This is a genomic window from Vibrio plantisponsor (genome assembly GCF_013041605.1).
In the GTDB taxonomy this organism is placed as follows: Bacteria; Pseudomonadota; Gammaproteobacteria; order Enterobacterales; family Vibrionaceae; genus Vibrio; species Vibrio plantisponsor.
In genome coordinates, this window is sequence record NZ_JABEQC010000004.1 from 88,542 (window position 1) to 107,301 (window position 18,760).

Below are 18,760 nucleotides of genomic sequence, written 5' to 3' on the forward strand. Positions count from 1 at the left end.
TTAAAGTTTTAAGTCGTGCTTACCATGTGAGACTTTGGCTTTCAAATAGTTTTCATTGCCTGACTTGATGTGAGCTGCCGTATTGACGACTTCAACAATTTCGATGCCGTGCTGTTTCAGTTCGTTGACTTTCTTAGGGTTATTAGTCACTAAGCGAATCTTACTGATACCCAAAGCTTTCAACATTTGCGCTGCTTCAGTGAAATCACGTAGGTCATCGCCGAAGCCCAAATGATTGTTGGCTTCATAGGTATTCATACCTTGGCTCTGTAAACGATAAGCATCGATCTTGTTATAAAGGCCAATGCCACGGCCCTCTTGACGCAAATAGAGAATGATTCCACCAAATTCGCCCATTTTTTCGATGGTTTCTTCCAGTTGCTCACCACAATCGCAACGCGACGAATGGAAAACATCACCAGTTAAACACTCAGAGTGCATACGAACCAATGGAATCTCTTGAGACTTATCAACGGATTTGAAGATAACAGCAACGTGCTCTTTGTCTGTTTCTAACCCTTTGAAAGAGAGGATTTCAGCATCAATGCTACTTTTAGCGCCGACTTTAAAGTCAACTCTGGCTCTTACTTCCGCCATATCTGTACTCACTTTACTCAAACATTACTTATGCACAGTCGTTAATAATTTATCTTCTTCTCATACTTAGCAAAGCGAACCGCTCTGCCACATTGAGAGTCCATGCATTCGAATCAGTTAATCTTGCCATAACTATGGGGATTGACCCGCCAGTTTTCAATGAAAAGATCATAATCTGTTTATCCACTCAAGTAACTTATAGAAACGCGCTCTGTAAGATTCATTAAGCTTTGTTGTTATAATATAACAATTTCGAAAAACGGCAATAAAAAACCCAGCTGTATTAAGCTGGGTGTAAAGCACTAGATTGACTTAGCTTTTCTGAGTTTTCTTCCACACGGTGAAGTCAATCCAAATTTGTTCTAGCTCTTTCAATTCTTCCGCAGTTAATAACGATAGCGTTGATTTAGACTGAGTCGAAGTATATGGCTGCAGAGAACTAATTTGTTCATGAAAAGCTTCTTTCAATTTATAAATCATCAGTTGGTCCACTGCCTCAATCCATTAATAAGCATTAATTCTCAAAAATAATACCATTTAAAATTCAATTTTGTGACAAAAAACATATTAATGGAACTATCATCACACTTTACATTTGATTTTTTATAGGTGTTATTTTTGATCCAAAATATTCAAATAGATCAATTACCTTGGCTTTGTGATCACCTAAATGAACCAGCTAAAAAATGACGCTTTATTCATATGTTCGTCACTCTAATGTTACTTTTATAATTCCCACCCAACTTTTAATACATTAATAAATACTAATGTTTCATTTATTAATGATTTGATATCGACTGTCGATTCAAACATGCGTGAATATTGATAATTAAAGTTGCATTGCCGATTTTTAAGATAAAAAAAGCCGAGTATTAAACTCGGCTTTTTATTCGGTGAAGATTATTTATTCTGAGTCGCTTTCGCTATCAGTTTCAGAATCATCACCCTCAGCTTCAACGATATCCGCTGACTCTACTGACGAATCAAGAACTTCATCACCTTCTTCCCCTTCAGGAAGTTCAGACTCTTCAATTTCTTCGATTCGTTGCAGACCAACTACTTTCTCGTCTTCCGCAGTACGGATAAGTGTTACACCTTGAGTGTTACGACCAACTTGACTCACTTCAGCAACACGAGTACGTACTAGCGTACCTGCGTTAGTGATCATCATGAATTCGTCGCCTTCTTCCACTTGAACCGCGCCGATAACAAGGCCGTTACGCTCTGACACTTTGATCGACACAACACCTTGTGTTGCACGGCTCTTCGCTGGGTATTCACTTAGAACAGTACGCTTACCGTAACCATTTTCCGTTACTGTCAGGATGTTACCGTCAGTTTTTGGAACGATTAGAGAAACGATTTGGTCGTTGCCGTTCAGTTTCATACCGCGTACACCAGCTGCAGTACGTCCCATCGCACGAACTTGTTGTTCGTTGAAGCGGACGACTTTACCTGATTGCGAGAACAACATGATATCGTTGTTGCCGTCTGTAATATCAACGCCGATTAGCGAGTCTTCATCACGCAGGTTAAGAGCGATCAGACCATTTGCGCGTACGTTGGCAAACTGATCCAAAGATGTCTTCTTAACAGTGCCGTCACCGGTTGCCATAAAGATAAATTTATCTTCACTGAACTCAGTTACAGGCAGAATCGCTGTGATACGTTCATTTTCTTCTAGCGGTAGTAAGTTAACAATTGGCTTACCACGAGCAGTACGGCTCGCTAATGGCAATTGATACGTCTTCAGACGGTATGTCTTACCACGCGTAGAGAAACATAGAATGTTGTCATGAGTGTTCGCTACTAGTAGACGTTCGATATAATCTTCGTCTTTCATGCGCGTTGCACTCTTACCACGGCCACCACGACGTTGAGATTCATAGTCGCTTAGAAGTTGGTACTTCACATAGCCTTCGTGAGATAGAGTCACAACGACGTCTTCACGAGCAATCAGCTCTTCCATGTCAATGTCATGGCTTGCTGCGGTGATTTCTGTACGACGTGCATCACCGAAAGCATCACGAACGGTTTCTAGCTCTTCACGAATCACTTCCATCAAGCGCTCAGTGCTGCCAAGAATGTGCAGTAGCTCTGCAATTTCTTCTAGAAGCTGCTTATATTCATCAAGAATTTTCTCGTGCTCTAGACCCGTTAAACGGTGTAAACGAAGTTCTAGAATCGCCTGAGCTTGTTGCTCAGTTAAGAAATATTGACCGTCACGAATACCGTATTGAGCTTCTAGCCACTCTGGACGAGCAGCATCTGTACCAGCACGCTCAAGCATTGCCGCTACGTTGCCTAGATCCCAGCCACGTGAAATCAACCCAACTTTTGCTTCTGCTGGTGTTGGAGCTTTACGGATCAAGTCGATGATTTCATCGATGTTCGCCAGTGCTAATGCTAAACCTTCAAGGATATGAGCACGCTCACGAGCTTTACGTAATTCAAAAATAGTACGACGAGTCACCACTTCACGGCGGTGGTCTACGAAGCACTTAATCATCTCTTTCAGGTTGAACAACTTTGGTTGGCCATGTTCAAGGGCAACCATGTTAATCCCGAAAGTGGTTTGAAGTTGGGTGTTTGCATATAGGTTGTTTAGAACAACTTCACCTACAGCATCACGTCTACATTCAATAACAATACGCATACCATCTTTATCAGATTCGTCGCGCAGTGCACTGATGCCTTCAACTTTCTTATCTTTTACAAGTTCCGCAATTTTCTCAATCAAACGAGCTTTGTTCACTTGGTACGGAATTTCAGAAACGATGATGGTTTCTTTGCCACTCTTATCAGCTTCAATCTCAGCTTTAGAGCGCATGTAAACTTTACCGCGACCAGTCTTATAGGCATCAATGATACCTTTACGACCACTAATCAATGCTGCGGTTGGGAAATCTGGTCCTGGGATGTAATCCATCAACTCATCAATAGTGATGTCTTCATTGTCGATGAATGCCAAACATCCATTCACAACTTCAGTTAAGTTGTGTGGCGGAATATTGGTTGCCATACCTACCGCGATGCCTGACGCACCGTTCACAAGCAGGTTAGGAACTTTCGTTGGCAGTACCGCAGGAATCTGCTCGGTACCGTCGTAGTTGTCTACGTAATCAACCGTTTCTTTATCTAAATCAGCCAACAGTTCATGGGCTATTTTAGCCATACGAACTTCGGTATAACGCATTGCCGCAGCAGAGTCGCCATCGATAGAACCGAAGTTACCTTGACCATCCGCTAGCATGTAGCGAAGTGAGAACGGCTGTGCCATACGAACAATTGTATCGTATACAGCACTGTCACCATGCGGGTGATATTTACCGATTACGTCACCTACCACACGGGCAGATTTTTTATATGGTTTATTCCAATCGTTGCCCAATACGTTCATAGCAAATAGAACGCGGCGGTGTACTGGTTTTAGACCATCACGCACATCTGGAAGAGCACGACCAACGATAACTGACATCGCATAGTCTAGGTATGAACCTCGAAGCTCATCTTCAATGTTTACGGGCGTGATCTCTTTAGCTAGATCGCTCATAGAGCCTTTATCCCTCTATAGTTTGATCGGTATATCCAGACAGTGAGCTATTACTATAAATAAGCCGAATAGACACTGTTTTCCAATTTCCAGATATTATTGATACTTATAAGGTGAAAAAATATAACACAACTTATAACGGTTCGGCATAACTTTCATTGCCCTTTTATCAGGTTGTGATGTTTGTTGCCTCTAAAATGTGGAGAAATTACACACTTCTCCCATATCCAACTGATAAATGGTTAATTTTTACCCATATATTTACTAAACAATCAATTCTTGTTTAAACAAATAGAGAACAACTGGTTTGATTTACTCATAACGTTATAATGCCCACGTAACCACGGATGAGTATTAAAGGCAAATTCACTATGACGACAACTCAAAATCAAAACGTCGACCCTAACGAAATAAAAAAATTCGAGGACATGGCCTCTCGTTGGTGGGATCTAGAAGGCGAATTCAAACCTCTTCACCAGATTAACCCTCTTCGTCTCAATTACGTTCTCGATAAAGCGGATGGTCTTTTCGGCAAGAGAGTGTTGGACGTGGGCTGCGGTGGTGGCATTTTAGCGGAAAGCATGGCTCGCGAAGGTGCGGAAGTGACCGGCTTAGATATGGGCAAAGAACCTTTGGAAGTCGCTCGTCTCCACGCGTTAGAAACTGGAACTAAGCTCACTTATATCCAGAGTACAATCGAAGACCACGCAAAAGAAAATCCACAAACCTATGATGTGGTGACTTGTATGGAAATGCTGGAGCACGTCCCTGACCCGCTTTCAGTTGTTAAGGCCTGCGCAGCATTGGTTAAACCTAACGGTCACGTCTTTTTCTCTACTTTGAACCGCAACATCAAGTCTTATCTTTTTGCCATCGTAGGCGCAGAAAAGCTGATGAAAATTGTCCCTGAAGGTACTCACGACCACGAAAAGTTCATTCGCCCTTCTGAGCTTTTAAAGATGGTTGACCAAACACACCTTAAAGAACAAGGTATCACTGGTTTACTCTACAACCCGCTGACTGACACATATCGCTTAGGGAAAAATGTAGATGTGAATTACATCGTTCACACTCGTTTGTTCTGATCGTTAAATTGAGGGTTTTTTAACCCTCAATTACTTCGAGAAATATTTCATTTTTATGCACGTTTTTCGTGCATTCTGTTCCATTTTGAATCAACAAAATTTGGCTCGAATTTTTAGTTAAAGATCAAGGAAATTTTTTTTTGATCGGTTACGAATAAACCAATCTTGAAAGCTCGATTTTTTACAATCAACTCTGTTCTTAGATCATCAGTTAGTGGCTACTAACGTTTTTTTTCATTTTCAAAGTTATCCACAAAGTTTCCCCTAAACTGTAACTTGCATTAAAGGGGTTATAGCACTATGTTGTAACTCGAACACTGATGCACCCCTATATGTAGTGTCTAGGCCACTACATATAGGAAGAGCATAATCACAAAACCGTTAATAATTTTACAAGAATTACATAAAAAAACGGTTTTAATCAGTTTTGTTAGGGAAATGAAGCAGAATGAACCAACAACTCACTGTCACAAAGCGTGATGGCCGCAAAGAAACTATTGATCTGGATAAGATCCACCGAGTGATCACATGGGCTGCTGAAGGCCTACAAAATGTCTCTGTATCACAAGTGGAACTTCGTGCTCACATCCAGTTCTACGATGGCATTACCACGTCAGACATCCATGAAACGATTATTAAATCAGCAGCTGACCTGATCTCTGAAGAGAGTCCAGATTACCAATATTTGGCTGCTCGATTAGCGGTATTCCATCTACGTAAAAAAGCTTATGGTCAATATGAGCCACCAACACTGTTAGACCACGTTTCGTCTATGGTGGAAAAAGGCAAATATGACAAGCACCTAATGGAAGATTACACGCGTGAAGATTTCATCAAGCTTGATAGCTTTATCGATCACCGTCGTGACCTAAACTTCTCTTATGCTGCGGTAAAACAGCTTGAAGGTAAGTACTTCGTACAAAACCGCGTGACAGGTCAAATTTATGAGAGTGCTCAGTTCCTTTACATTCTTGTAGCGGCATGTTTGTTTGCGAAATATCCAAAAGACACACGTTTGGATTACATCAAGCGTTTCTATGATGCGACGTCAACATTCAAGATTTCTCTACCTACACCAATTATGTCTGGTGTACGTACTCCTACTCGTCAGTTCAGTTCATGTGTTCTGATTGAGTGTGGTGACAGCCTAGATTCTATTAACGCGACAGCGAGCTCAATTGTTCGTTACGTTTCTCAACGTGCAGGTATTGGTATCAATGCTGGTCGTATTCGTGCATTGGGCTCAGAAATCCGTGGTGGTGAAGCGTTCCACACAGGTTGTATTCCATTCTACAAATACTTCCAAACAGCAGTGAAATGTTGTTCTCAAGGTGGTGTTCGTGGTGGCGCAGCAACGGTGTTTTACCCTCTATGGCACGGTGAAGCTCAGTCGCTACTAGTTCTTAAGAACAACCGTGGCGTTGAAGAAAACCGTGTTCGTCACATGGACTACGGTGTTCAGCTCAACAAACTGATGTACCAACGTTTAGTGGAAGGCGGAAACATTACTCTGTTCTCACCTTCTGACGTACCTGGACTTTACGATGCGTTCTTCCAAGATCAAGACGAATTTGAGCGTCTATATGTGAAGTACGAGAACGATGCTTCGATTAAGAAGACAACGGTTAAAGCTCTTGAAATGTTCACGCTGCTAATGCAAGAACGTGCTTCAACAGGTCGTATTTACATTCAGAACGTCGACCACTGTAATACTCACAGTCCATTTGATGCAGCTGTGGCGCCTGTGCGTCAATCAAACCTATGTTTGGAAATTGCACTGCCAACCAAACCTTTAACTAACGTTGAAGATGACAATGGTGAAATTGCACTTTGTACTCTGTCTGCATTCAACCTAGGTTCGATTGAAAATCTAGACGATTTTGAAGAGTTGTCTGACCTTGTGGTTCGTGCGCTTGATGCTCTATTAGATTATCAAGACTACCCACTACCAGCGGCTTATAAGTCAACGATGAATCGTCGTACGCTTGGCGTAGGTGTAATTAACTACGCATACTACCTAGCGAAAAACGGCGTTAAATACTCAGATGGCAGCGCGAATGCTCTGACGCACCGTACTTTTGAAGCAATGCAATACTACTTGCTCAAAGCTTCTGTACAGCTTGCGAAAGAACACGGTAAGTGTCCTCTATTTGACGAAACAAATTACGCGAAGGGCTTGCTACCAATCGACACGTACAAACGCGATCTAGATAAAATCTGTGATGAAGAACTTCATTACGATTGGGACGCGCTACGTGCAGAAATCATGGAGCACGGTCTACGTAACTCAACTCTGACAGCGCTAATGCCTTCTGAGACATCTTCTCAGATTTCGAATGCGACTAACGGTATCGAACCACCTCGTGGTTACGTATCAGTTAAAGCATCGAAAGACGGCATTTTGAAGCAAGTTGTACCAGAGTTCCTAAAATACAAAGAAAACTACGAGTTGCTTTGGAACATCGGTTCTAACGATGGTTATTTACACCTAGTTGGCATTATGCAGAAGTTCGTTGACCAAGCGATTTCAGCGAACACCAACTACGACCCAAGCAAGTTTGAGTCTGGCAAAGTGCCAATGAAGAAACTGCTTCAGGATCTTCTGACTGCATACAAGTTTGGTGTGAAGACGCTGTACTACCATAACACTCGTGATGGTGCGAAAGACGAGCAAAAAGACGTGGTGCAGCCACAAGATGACGACTGCGCAGGTGGCGGTTGTAAGATCTAATCTGATTGACTCGAATTTTTAACTGATTTGAATGCCCTTTGACAAAGGCAAAGGGCAAAATGGATGACAGCAAATGGCTTACAGTACTTTTACTCAGAAAAAGAATAACCAACTTAAAGAACCAATGTTTCTTGGTCAACCAGTTAACGTAGCTCGCTATGACCAACAAAAATACGACATTTTTGAAAAACTGATCGAAAAGCAACTTTCGTTCTTCTGGCGTCCTGAAGAAGTTGACGTTTCAAGTGACCGTATCGATTACAACAAGTTACCTGATCATGAAAAGCACATTTTCATCTCGAACTTGAAATATCAAACGCTGCTTGATTCAATCCAAGGCCGCAGCCCTAACGTTGCCCTACTTCCACTGGTTTCACTGCCAGAATTGGAAACGTGGATTGAAACTTGGTCGTTCTCAGAAACGATTCACTCTCGTTCTTACACGCACATCATCCGTAACATCGTTAATGATCCTGCGGTTGTATTTGACGATATCGTCGAAAATGAACACATCATTAAACGTGCGAAAGATATCGCGCATTACTATGACAATCTTATTCAGTTAACTAACGATTACCACCGTTACGGCGAAGGTACACACACGGTTAATGGTGAGACAATCAAAGTAAGCCTATCTGCTCTGAAGAAACAGCTTTACCTCTGTTTGATGTCTGTAAACGCGCTAGAAGCGATTCGTTTCTATGTAAGTTTTGCTTGTTCATTTGCTTTCGCAGAGCGTGAGCTCATGGAAGGTAACGCGAAAATCATCAAGCTTATCGCTCGTGATGAAGCGCTGCACCTGACCGGTACTCAGCACATGATCAACCTGCTTCGTAACGGTATGGATGATTTTGAGTTCCTACAAATCGCTGAAGAGTGCAAACAAGAGTGTTTTGACTTATTCAAAGAAGCGGCTGAGCAAGAAAAAGAGTGGTCCGAATATCTGTTTAAAGACGGTTCTATGATTGGTCTGAACAAAGATATTCTTTCTCAATACGTTGAGTACATCACGAACATCCGTATGCAAGCCGTAGGTCTTGATGCTGCGTATCCACATGCAACCAGCAACCCTATCCCATGGATCAACGCATGGTTGTCGTCTGATAACGTTCAAGTTGCACCACAGGAAGCAGAAATCAGCTCATACCTCGTTGGTCAGATCGATAACGAAGTTGGCGCAGACGATTTCGAGGGCTTTGAGCTGTAATGGCAACGGTCAAAATCAACAAAATAATCACTATTGAATCTAACCCTTCAAACACCTTGCTCGAAACCATGGAGCAAGCTGGGTTAGAACCGGAATACAACTGCCGTGATGGCCATTGTGGAGCGTGTCGTTGCACGCTTCTCTCCGGCGAAGTCGAATATGTTGGTTTTGCAATGGCGTATACACAAAGCAATGAAATATTGCCTTGCATATGTAAAGCAAAAACGCCAGTTGAACTATCCGATGTGAATTATCAGCCTAAAGCGAAACGAGCATAATAAGACGTTACTCACTCGTCCCAGCAGAGATAAATTGAAGCCAGAGCTAAGCTCTGGCTTTATTCATTCCAAATAGAATCTCATCTGCCGTTCCCATAGAAACGGATTTATGACCGATTTCCCTACCGCCATCATCATACAAAGACAAGCGATAGCCAGGATAGCTTGAATTGTTGTTGTCGACTGGCGCATGACGCCAAAGTGAAACAACATCATGATCCTCACCACTACCGGTAAGTGCTTCTCCTAACACTACTTTTTGGCTTGCAATTTCGTACCACACTAAGATTTTTGATTGTGAAAACATATCCAGCCTCCTGCCGAAGTCACAGCGACGAATTTTCAGTTTACAAACAAAATTGAGAAATTTTGGACTCATTTGTGAGACGAATTTTTACCTCTCTTAAAATCATCGGGTTAGATCTTAGACAAATTACGCATAAGAAAGGAGAGAATGTCGATTTCGGTAATAAGCCAATTATTCATCAGCTTATTACCATTCATCATGCGGAAAACTAAACTAGCAAGGATTAAGGGTGTGAAAATCAACCCAAAACGCTACTTGGGAGATACATATCTTTAACCGTCGTCACTGAACTGTACTTAGTGAGAATAGGTTTACCTTCTAAGTAACGACGTAACATATCAGCGGCAATAGTACCTATGATTTGCTTCTGTTCACCAGATGCATAAGCGCGGTTGAACTTCACTGTTTGCCCCCACTCCCCTTGCGGAGCCGACAGAGAGACTGTGAAGTGATCATCATTGAGCATACCCGTCACTAGGGAAAGGTCGGTCGCGCACTTCTCTTTTGTCGCTGCCGCCAAGGCAAAAGAAGCAGCTAACGGATCCTGATGCCCTAAACCTTCATCCGTTTTATGGCTGAGAATCCAGCTGTGTCCGCTAAGCTTCTCAATTTCAGCGTTACTCAAAAGCCAGTTGGATAACCAACCTTTGGTTGACTGCTCTGCCAAAGCAAGCGACATCCCTTTCTCAGCCATAAGATGACCAATATGTTCAAGCATCGGCTCATCAACACTCACAACATGCTGCTCTAAATGCGCGTAAATCATTTGTAGCAGCTTTACCCGCATATCTAAGTCATTACGTGGGCCAAACAACTTCACTTCAATAAACGGCAAATAAGAGCGGTAACCAAGCACGTATCCTTGAGGAAGGTGAAGTTTATCCAACTTGTCGGATATGCCCGACTCCGTCGTGCCAAATGTATAGAGACGACTACACTCTAAACCAGCCTGTTGTGGATACTGCTTTTTCAGATCCGGCAATATCTGTTCACTGACCATGAGCTTAAACTCTTTTGGTACACCCGGAGTGAAGTAGAACCAGCAGTCATTAATTTGAACCTTAAACCCGCAGGCTGTGCCAATTGGGTTATCAAGGATGATCGCTTTTTCAGGCAACATGGCTTGTTTAATGTTGCTTTCCGGCATTTTGATTTTACGTTGAGCAAAAAACGCTTCGAGTTTCTCTAACCATTCAGGAAATAGTTTAAGCTCCTGCTCTGCGGCTAGCGCTGCACATTCCGAGCTTAGATCATCAGTCGTTGGTCCCAGACCGCCGTTTACGACTACTACATCTGCGTTGAAGCTCAGCATTAATAGCTCTTCGACTAACGACGTTTTTGCATCTCCGACCGTTGAGCGTTTATTTAACGCAAAACCATTTTGGAAAAACTCTCGCGACAGCCAAGCTGCATTGGTATCGACGATGTCTCCATGCAACACTTCCTCGCCAGTGCTTAACATTGCAACTTTGAGCATATTCTTACCTTTAATATATTTACCTAACCTATACTCGGTTATATAACATTCACTATATCTTCTGGAATGTGCTATTTCTCCAGAAGTTTTCCGTTTATGTGCAATTTGATGTTTCCATGTTCAAGACTTTAATGGATAATTGTGACAGTGATCATTAAAAACAGTGCCTTGGAGCCTTTTGTGCTAAAGAAAACCATCACAGCCCTCACGTTATCAATGTCAGCTTGTGCAAATGCAAGCACGTACTTTGACCAACAACCTCTTGAACTTGAATACTCAGTAAACTGTGCTGGTTCTTTATGTGCTTTTAATTCTCCGCTTTCCTATCAGGCACCTTCTCCGTTTTCAATGAGTCTGTCTGAACAGCAAGACTTGCAGATTGATCAGCCACTTCCTCGTTATCTGACGGTATCTAGCGAAAAAGACGCTGAATACCTAAGACAGCAAACCTATACCATTCTAGGTTTGAGTGTTGCGACCGTTGCACTTATGACACTTCTTCCTGAATCTGTCACTAAATGGGATGAAGAAGATCGTAACCTTAGCGGCTTAGGCAAGAAATGGAAAGACAATGTCTCATCAGGTCCAGTATGGGACAGAGATGAACACTACCTAAACTACATCATGCACCCCTATTTTGGCGGCGTGTACTACACTGCAGCGCGTCATGCTGGTTATAACGAATTTCAGTCTTTCTTGTATTCGTTCACTATGTCTGCATTCTTCTGGGAATACGGTGTAGAAGCGTTTGCAGAAGTGCCGTCCTATCAAGACCTTTTCATCACACCATTCTTTGGTGCGGTTGTAGGTGAGATCATGTTCGAGACAGAGCAAGAGATCGTTGCCAATGGCGGTGAAGTGTTGGGCTCTGAGACAATGGGAGACATCAGCTTGTTTTTCTTAAACCCTGTTGGTCATATTCACGGCTGGGTGAGCAATGCTTGGGGTGGTTCAGCCGAACTTCAGCTGCAAACGGACCCTTGGTATGGTAACAGCGATGCTGCTAACTTTGCGCTAAGTTCAGGCGTACCTTACGACGATCAATTCTACTCTTTGAACTTTAAAGTGACGTTCTAATTTCAGTTTGTGACTTTTAAAAGCGCTGTGTTGGCGCTTTTAAATGCTCTCTCCCAACTCAATTCGGTAGCCAAGATCAATACACTCTTGGTATTCCTTTTCGCCATTGAGTCGATTCATTATCTCTCTCGCCGCTATCTGACCGATTTTTTCACGTGGTGTCACAACTGTAGCTAACCTTGGTGTCATAGCCTGACTAATATCGTGCCCATGAAAACCTGCGATTGAAATTTGGTTTGGAACAGAGATTTTTCGCCTTACACACTCATAAAACGCACCAATCGCTAAGTCATCGTTGGTACAAAATATGCCATCAACCTTGGGATATTTTTCAATTGCATCACCCAATAACTTTGCACCCAGAGTGAACGACGACGCTGCTTCCGTTTGCAAAGCCAATGGTTCTAAGCCAGCTTCACTCATCGCTTGATTAAAACCAGACATTTTTTGACGGGTACGTTCATCCATTCGAGCGGCTAAATAGACAATCTGTTTGCACCCTTTTGCCAACATTGCTTTTGTCATATCTTTCGCGGCTGCAAAGTTGTCAAAACCCACGGCTTGTTCAATTCTCGGCGAGATAGAATCCATAATTTCTACCACCGGAATAGACGCAGTTTGCAGCATTTTTTTTACCCGTTCTGTGTGAACATTTTCAGAAAGGATAATAGCGTCCACGTTATAGGAGAGTAATGAAGCAACACTCTGCTCTTCCAGCTCAGAGCTATAGCCATAGTGCGCAAGCATGGTTTGGTAGCCTGCAGGCCCAGTTACCTGCTCAATACCTCGAATAACTTCCGCAAAAACTTGGTTAGTTAAAGACGGAACAAGAACACCAATCGCATGGCTCTTCGCATTAGACAAGATATCAGGAGCACGGTTGGGGATATAACCCAGCTCCTCGACAGCTGCGAGTACTTTCTCTTGTACCGCAGGAGATACAGAATTGGGGTCACGTAGACAGCGACTGACTGTCATTTTGGTCACTCCGACTAAATTCGCTACATCCTGAAGCGTCGGGCGTTTTTTCTTACTAACCATAAATAATTATTCTCTTTGTTACTGGTAACATTGTACTCAAGAGCTCAATAGAGAAATAGGTTTAATCACACTTATTTATTTGACTCCGCTATCAAAAAGCGCCCACATAACGGGCGCTTATTGATTAACGTTTAATTTCTAATCGAGTTTCACTTTCCCAAAGCAAATGAAACTTATCCATAGACGGCTCATCCACCCTCGCATAAGTATGTGCTCCGAAGTAGTCTCGCTGCGCTTGAAGCAAATTAGCCGGAGATTGTGAGCTCGACAAAGCATCGTAGTAGTTCAATGCCGATGTCATCGCTGGCATAGCAACACCGGATAATATTGCCTGAGCACTGCACGTTCTCCATCCCAATACACGCTTGGAAAGCTGCTCAATGAAATCTTCAGCAAATAGCAGATGTTCGAGTTCAGAATTTTGCTCATATACAGCAGAAATGTTTTGCAAGAATGCCGCACGGATAATGCAGCCAGAACGCCATATTTTCGCAATGTCTGAGAAATTGAGCTGCCAGCCCTCAAGCTCTGATTTACTCTTGAGTAAGTCAAAACCTTGGGCATAAGTGACTAATTTCGCGCAATACAAACCATCTTCTAGTGCTTTCAGAGCCTGTGTCTTGTCTTCTAAGCAAGTTTGCTTCACTGAAGGCAATAAGGAAGAGGCTTTTACTCGACGTCCTTTATTAGCGCTTAATGCTCGGGCAAATACAGCGTGAGCGATCGTTGTCGCAGGGCTTCCCATCTGCAACGCATTGACCGCTGTCCACAGCCCAGTACCTTTTTGCTCCGCGACATCCAGAATCATATCCACCAACGAATTGCCCGTTCTTGGATCGTGTTGCTTGAGTATGTCGGCACTGATTTCCATCAGATAGCTGTTAAGTACACCTTGATTCCAAACCGTAAACACTTCACCAATTTCGGTAGCTGATATCTGCAAAACTTGGCGCATGTACTGATACGCTTCACAGATAATTTGCATATCGGCGTATTCAATGCCGTTGTGCACCATCTTCACGTAATGCCCTGCCCCAGCCGGACCTAAATATGCAGCACATGCCTCGCCTGACTGATGAGAATCGATGGATAAACCGTTCGCATCGACTTTAGCGGCAATTGCAGTCCACATAGGTTCAACGTGCTTCCATGCGACAGGATCACCACTTGCCATTAAAGATGGGCCGTGTCGTGCACCTTGTTCACCACCAGAAACAGCAGTACTGAAGAATCGCAGACGACCAGCAAACACCTCTTCTCTACGTTCAGAGTCGGTCCACAAACTGTTGCCAGTATCAATAACAATGTCTTGCGCTTCTAAACCATTTTGCAACAGTTGCTCGATGACTTGGTCAACGATTTCTCCGGCAGGAACCGATAAGGCAATCACTCTTGGTGTTACCAAGCAAGAGAGCAAATCCTTAAAGTTCTGCGCTATTTTGAACTGTCCTTTGTTTGGATTTATGGAGAGCTCTTGAGCTTCTTTATCTGCTCGTAAGCAGTGGCTTTGGCTTAAGTCAAAACCCACCACTGAAAACCCGTGGTCAACCAGATTAAGCGCAAGACTCTTACCCATTACACCTAATCCAACCATAGCAATCTGATAACTCAAGCGCTTTCTCCTTTGTTGTGAAGCCCTTGAAGCGCCTGCTCTAACACCTCTTCCATAGAGGATGAAACATCAACAAAAATGGCTTCGTCAGCTTCTGGTTCAATCAAAGTATCAAACTGACTTTTCAACATCTTCTCGCCGTGGAAGTAGTGATTTGCGCGCTGTGATAAACGAGCCCAAATCGTGTCGTAGTCACCTTGCAAATAGACAATAGCTAAGTCCTGATTGTTGTTACGCAGAATGTCTCTGTATTCGGGTTTCAAAGCAGAACAAGCGATCACCGTAGACTCATGCTCTAAAAAAAGGCTATTCAAACGTTGCAGCCAACCAATACGGTCTTCATCAGTAAGAGGAATCCCTTGTCTCATCTTTTCTACACTCTGTTCAGAGTGGTAGTCATCACCATCAAAGAATTTCAGGTTCAATGCCTTTGCGATAGCGCTGCCAACCGAGCTCTTACCGCAACCTGAAACGCCCATGACCAATATTTTCTTTGGGTTCATTGAACACTCTTCCCTAGACTACTCTCACCGTAGCCGCCTTACTAAATTCAATAAAATGGATTGCTTTTATTTCCACCACATAGCGAGCTGTGGGAAAGCAATGACCAAACCCAGAACAAAAATTTGCATAAAGATAAATGGAATCAGTGACTGGAATATCTCGCCTAAACTGATTTCTTTTGGCGCTACCGATTTAAGATAGAATGCCGCCGGACCAAATGGTGGTGATAAGAAAGAAACCTGCATGTTCAGACAGAACACGACACCAAACCAAATCGGGTCAAATCCTAGATTCGTGATAATAGGTACGAAAATTGGCATGGTTAACAGTGCAACACCCACCCAGTCCAAGAACATACCTAGTACGAGTAGAATCACCATCATAATGAACAGTGTTGCGAAAGCGCTGCCGCCAGAAAGCGTAAGAATGGTTTCTTCAACGAAATCGATACCGCCCATCAGGTTGTAAATCCCAACCAGAGCACTCGCACCGATACCAATCCAGATGATCATCCCGCACGTGCGCATTGTCGCCATCGCACTCTCTTGCAGCATCTTCCAGCTCATTTCTTTACGGATTACCGCGCTGATCATGATACCGACAACACCTAGAGCTGAAGCTTCAGTTACAGAAGCAACACCGGTATAAATACTGCCGAGAACCACTGCCACTGATAACAGCGGGAAGAAAAGTGCTTTGAAGTAGCTTGGCTTATTGTCGTCTTCTAAGTCTTCATCACTAAAATCAGGTGCCAGAGCAGGATTGATATAACAACGAATCAATACATAAGCGATATAACAAGCCGCCAGAATAAATGCAGGGATAAATGCCGCTTTAAACAGATCGCCAATCGATACACTTGCGGTCATACCGTAGATGATAAGCACGATACTTGGCGGAAGCATAGTACCTAGCGCGCCACCCGCACACGTTGTACCAATAGCAAGCTTGCGGTCATATCCCAAGCGAAGCATCTGCGGTAGTGCCAAAATACCTAACAGAACAGTTTCACCACCGATAACGCCAGACATTGATGCCAGCAAGACCGCTACCAATAGAGTTTGAACGGCAACACCGCCGCGAACTTTACGCCCTACAGACTTCATTGCGTCAAACAGATCTTTCGCGATACCCGAGCGATCCAGCATAGCTGCCATTAATACGAACATCGGAATGGCTAAGAAAATATAGTCAGATGCAAAGCTGTACATACGGCTGGTGACCAAAGGAATCGCGTCAACACCAAACCAGCCTAGAGTAAATACGATAGCGACAAAACAGGTAACAAACGCAAGCTGCATACCGGTCAGCAATAAGCCGATCATCATGACCAGCATCAGCAAGCTGCCCCATTCAATACCAATAGAAGATAAATCAAACATCGTGTTTATTCCTTAAGGCTTGAATCTCTTGAATCATATGCAGAACAAACTGCACTACCAAAATGACCAAAGTGATAAAAATAACCGCTTTAAGCAGCGCAGGATAAGGCGGGTTAAAAGCTGAACCAGATGTCTCTAAACGCATCTCTCCCCATGGTGCAAACCATGCGCTTTCTACCGTGATATATGAGGCGTAAGCCATCATTAGTGCGAACGCCAAACCAACAATATGGTGAACCATATTGAGATAGTGTTTAGCGCGCTTTGAAACATTGTCGTAAATAAGAACCACTCGAACGTGTTTGTTCGAAGCCATTGCATACACACCACCGAATACAAACAAACATCCGCCGATAAAGGCTGCCGTTTCATGTACCCACGTCGTTGGTGCGTCAAAAGCGTAGCGCATAACAACTTCGTAGAAAGAAATCGCAACAGTCAAAAGAAACAGTAAGCTAAGGGTGTTTCCGATACGTATGATTGCTCGGTCTAATGCATTCTTTGGCTGATCATCAAGATGTGATGTAGCCTGTAGCTTATTCTCGCTCATAACGAACTCTTTTAATGAAATGAGAGAGGGCCGAAACACCCTCTCTAAATAAAGGAAGTACTTCGATTACAGTAGGTCGTTCTTCTCTAGGAACGTAGTTACTGATTCGTAAACTTTTTGTGCGTTTGGTGAACGCTCAGCAAATACTTTCCATTGTTCACGAGCGATAGAACGGAACTTCTTGCGCTCTTCATCAGACCAGTTGTGAATCGTGATGTTTGGATTCGCATTCGCTTCTTTTACTGCCGCTTGGTCAGCAATTTTTAGCTGTGTTGTAATGTCGTAAGAGAAATCACGTACAGATGTCTTAAGGATTTGTTGTAAATCTTCAGGCATCTTGTCCCATTTCTTTTGACTAATAGAAATATCGATCAACGGTAGAGAGTGGAAACCAGGTTGAACTGGATGAGCGGCTACATCGTTCATACCCGCTTTATGGTTTGTAGAGAATACGGTGTAGTCCGCTGCATCAATAACGCCTTTGCTTAGACCCGTGAATACTTCTGAACCTGGTAGGTTAACTGGAGTTGCACCTGCTGCTGCAAAAACTTGTTGAACCAGACCTTCTGGAGCACGTAGTTTCAAACCTTTCAGATCAGCAACGCTATCAAGCGGCTTTTTAGAAACGAGAGATTCAACACCCGTCGTCGATGCACCAATAAATTTAACGCCGTAAGGTTTGTAAAGCTCAGTAAGAAGCTCGTTACCACCGCCGTAGTTCATGTATTGAAGAAGTTGAGTCGTGTCAGACCAAGCGCCAACCATGTTACCTAGTAGGCCGAATGCTGGATCTTGACCAGAGAAGAACTCAGTAGCAGTTACGTGGCCATCAAGAATACCCATTTTGATTGAGCTTAGAGTCTCTGTATGTTTTACCACTGCACCAACAGGTAACAAGTCAATGTCGATACGTCCACCAGACATTTTTTCAACGTTATCAGCCCATACTTGCTGAATTTGGAAGTTGCGGTCACCCGATGGATCTGAAGACTGAATTTTCAGTTTGAAATCAGCCGCCATCGCTGACATGGACACTAGGCCCGTCACAGCAGTAGCGATAAGCGTTCTCGTCATAGCTTTCATTTGTCTATCCTTATTTGCTTCACGTAAATACCGGATTATATTTTTATGTTACCGGTAACCTTGAGACGTTATGTTACCGGTAACTGTTACTAAAAGTCTATGCGGGTGATCACAGGATTTAAACATTAATTAACAAACTACTTATTTTTATAAGAGAGCCATTAACAGGTTCTGTGGGAAATGGCCTGAACAAATGTGCAGAGGGTTAAATAAATGAAATTATTAGAATATCGCGACATCAAAAAATTGACCTTGGTCAAGTCTCGAACACATATA

Annotated in this window: 17 protein-coding genes; 6 read left to right on the forward strand and 11 right to left on the reverse strand. The window is 43.1% G+C overall.

The window, feature by feature from the left end; genetic code table 11:
• The 3 genes from HKI82_RS07285 to gyrA all read right to left on the reverse strand — a co-directional run bounded on the left by HKI82_RS07285 (position 1) and on the right by gyrA (position 4,150).
• The gene (locus HKI82_RS07285; protein WP_102942464.1) at positions 1 to 597 is read right to left on the reverse strand and encodes a GTP cyclohydrolase II; all 597 of its coding nucleotides are present in this window, start codon (positions 595 to 597) and stop codon (positions 1 to 3) included.
• 312 nt (positions 598 to 909) lie between these two features.
• Positions 910 to 1,089 carry a hypothetical protein gene (locus HKI82_RS07290; RefSeq protein ID WP_102942463.1) on the reverse strand — a complete coding sequence of 60 codons (180 nt, stop codon included), beginning with the start codon at positions 1,087 to 1,089 and terminating at the stop codon, positions 910 to 912.
• 412 nt (positions 1,090 to 1,501) lie between these two features.
• On the reverse strand, positions 1,502 to 4,150 hold the full coding sequence (gene gyrA, locus HKI82_RS07295; RefSeq protein WP_102942462.1) for a DNA topoisomerase (ATP-hydrolyzing) subunit A: 2,649 nt from the start codon (positions 4,148 to 4,150) through the stop codon (positions 1,502 to 1,504).
• Positions 4,151 to 4,521: 371 nt separating this feature from the next.
• Here gyrA and ubiG point away from each other — a divergent pair, with 371 nt between their 5' ends.
• From ubiG to yfaE, 4 genes are all read left to right on the forward strand, one after another.
• Positions 4,522 to 5,235: a bifunctional 2-polyprenyl-6-hydroxyphenol methylase/3-demethylubiquinol 3-O-methyltransferase UbiG gene (gene ubiG / locus HKI82_RS07300; RefSeq protein ID WP_171137628.1), complete on the forward strand. Its 714-nt coding sequence runs from the start codon at positions 4,522 to 4,524 to the stop codon at positions 5,233 to 5,235.
• Positions 5,236 to 5,683: 448 nt separating this feature from the next.
• Complete coding sequence (gene nrdA, locus HKI82_RS07305) at positions 5,684 to 7,966, forward strand: class 1a ribonucleoside-diphosphate reductase subunit alpha (protein WP_102942460.1); 2,283 nt, start codon at positions 5,684 to 5,686, stop codon at positions 7,964 to 7,966.
• A 73-nt stretch (positions 7,967 to 8,039) separates the two neighbouring features.
• Positions 8,040 to 9,173: a class Ia ribonucleoside-diphosphate reductase subunit beta gene (nrdB, locus tag HKI82_RS07310; RefSeq protein ID WP_102942459.1), complete on the forward strand. Its 1,134-nt coding sequence runs from the start codon at positions 8,040 to 8,042 to the stop codon at positions 9,171 to 9,173.
• A complete protein-coding gene (gene yfaE / locus HKI82_RS07315) occupies positions 9,173 to 9,451 on the forward strand; it encodes a class I ribonucleotide reductase maintenance protein YfaE (protein WP_042487733.1) in 279 nt (92 codons plus the stop codon). The genes nrdB and yfaE overlap by 1 nt, the downstream gene beginning before the upstream one ends.
• 46 nt (positions 9,452 to 9,497) lie before the next feature.
• Here yfaE and HKI82_RS07320 read toward each other — a convergent pair whose 3' ends face one another.
• Complete coding sequence (locus HKI82_RS07320) at positions 9,498 to 9,758, reverse strand: hypothetical protein (protein ID WP_042487736.1); 261 nt, start codon at positions 9,756 to 9,758, stop codon at positions 9,498 to 9,500.
• Positions 9,759 to 9,832: 74 nt separating this feature from the next.
• On the opposite strand from HKI82_RS07320, the gene HKI82_RS07325 reads away from it, so the two are divergent.
• The gene (locus tag HKI82_RS07325; protein ID WP_171137629.1) at positions 9,833 to 9,970 is read left to right on the forward strand and encodes a hypothetical protein; all 138 of its coding nucleotides are present in this window, start codon (positions 9,833 to 9,835) and stop codon (positions 9,968 to 9,970) included.
• A 26-nt stretch (positions 9,971 to 9,996) separates the two neighbouring features.
• On the opposite strand, the gene HKI82_RS07330 is transcribed toward HKI82_RS07325, so the two are convergent.
• Positions 9,997 to 11,235, reverse strand: coding sequence for a CinA family nicotinamide mononucleotide deamidase-related protein (locus HKI82_RS07330; protein WP_112403983.1), 1,239 nt, complete (start codon positions 11,233 to 11,235; stop codon positions 9,997 to 9,999).
• Positions 11,236 to 11,376: 141 nt separating this feature from the next.
• On the opposite strand from HKI82_RS07330, the gene HKI82_RS07335 reads away from it, so the two are divergent.
• A complete protein-coding gene (locus HKI82_RS07335; protein ID WP_373863244.1) occupies positions 11,377 to 12,312 on the forward strand; it encodes a DUF3943 domain-containing protein in 936 nt (311 codons plus the stop codon).
• Between the two features lie 39 nt (positions 12,313 to 12,351).
• Here the strand turns inward: HKI82_RS07335 and gntR are convergent, their stop codons facing one another.
• The 6 genes from gntR to HKI82_RS07365 all read right to left on the reverse strand — a co-directional run bounded on the left by gntR (position 12,352) and on the right by HKI82_RS07365 (position 18,484).
• A complete protein-coding gene (gene gntR / locus HKI82_RS07340; protein ID WP_102942456.1) occupies positions 12,352 to 13,353 on the reverse strand; it encodes a gluconate operon transcriptional repressor GntR in 1,002 nt (333 codons plus the stop codon).
• Between the two features lie 124 nt (positions 13,354 to 13,477).
• The gene (gndA, locus tag HKI82_RS07345) at positions 13,478 to 14,947 is read right to left on the reverse strand and encodes an NADP-dependent phosphogluconate dehydrogenase (RefSeq protein ID WP_171137722.1); all 1,470 of its coding nucleotides are present in this window, start codon (positions 14,945 to 14,947) and stop codon (positions 13,478 to 13,480) included.
• A gap of 14 nt (positions 14,948 to 14,961) precedes the next feature.
• The gene (locus HKI82_RS07350; protein ID WP_171137630.1) at positions 14,962 to 15,468 is read right to left on the reverse strand and encodes a gluconokinase; all 507 of its coding nucleotides are present in this window, start codon (positions 15,466 to 15,468) and stop codon (positions 14,962 to 14,964) included.
• 66 nt (positions 15,469 to 15,534) lie between these two features.
• Positions 15,535 to 16,851 (reverse strand): TRAP transporter large permease, encoded by a 1,317-nt coding sequence (locus HKI82_RS07355; RefSeq protein ID WP_102942454.1) that lies wholly within the window; start codon positions 16,849 to 16,851, stop codon positions 15,535 to 15,537.
• Positions 16,844 to 17,401 (reverse strand): TRAP transporter small permease subunit, encoded by a 558-nt coding sequence (locus tag HKI82_RS07360; RefSeq protein ID WP_102942453.1) that lies wholly within the window; start codon positions 17,399 to 17,401, stop codon positions 16,844 to 16,846. Before HKI82_RS07360 ends, HKI82_RS07355 begins: the two co-directional genes overlap by 8 nt.
• 66 nt (positions 17,402 to 17,467) lie before the next feature.
• Entirely contained in the window at positions 17,468 to 18,484 is a 1,017-nt protein-coding gene (locus tag HKI82_RS07365; protein ID WP_171137631.1) for a TRAP transporter substrate-binding protein, read from the reverse strand.
• Positions 18,485 to 18,760 lie beyond the last annotated feature (276 nt).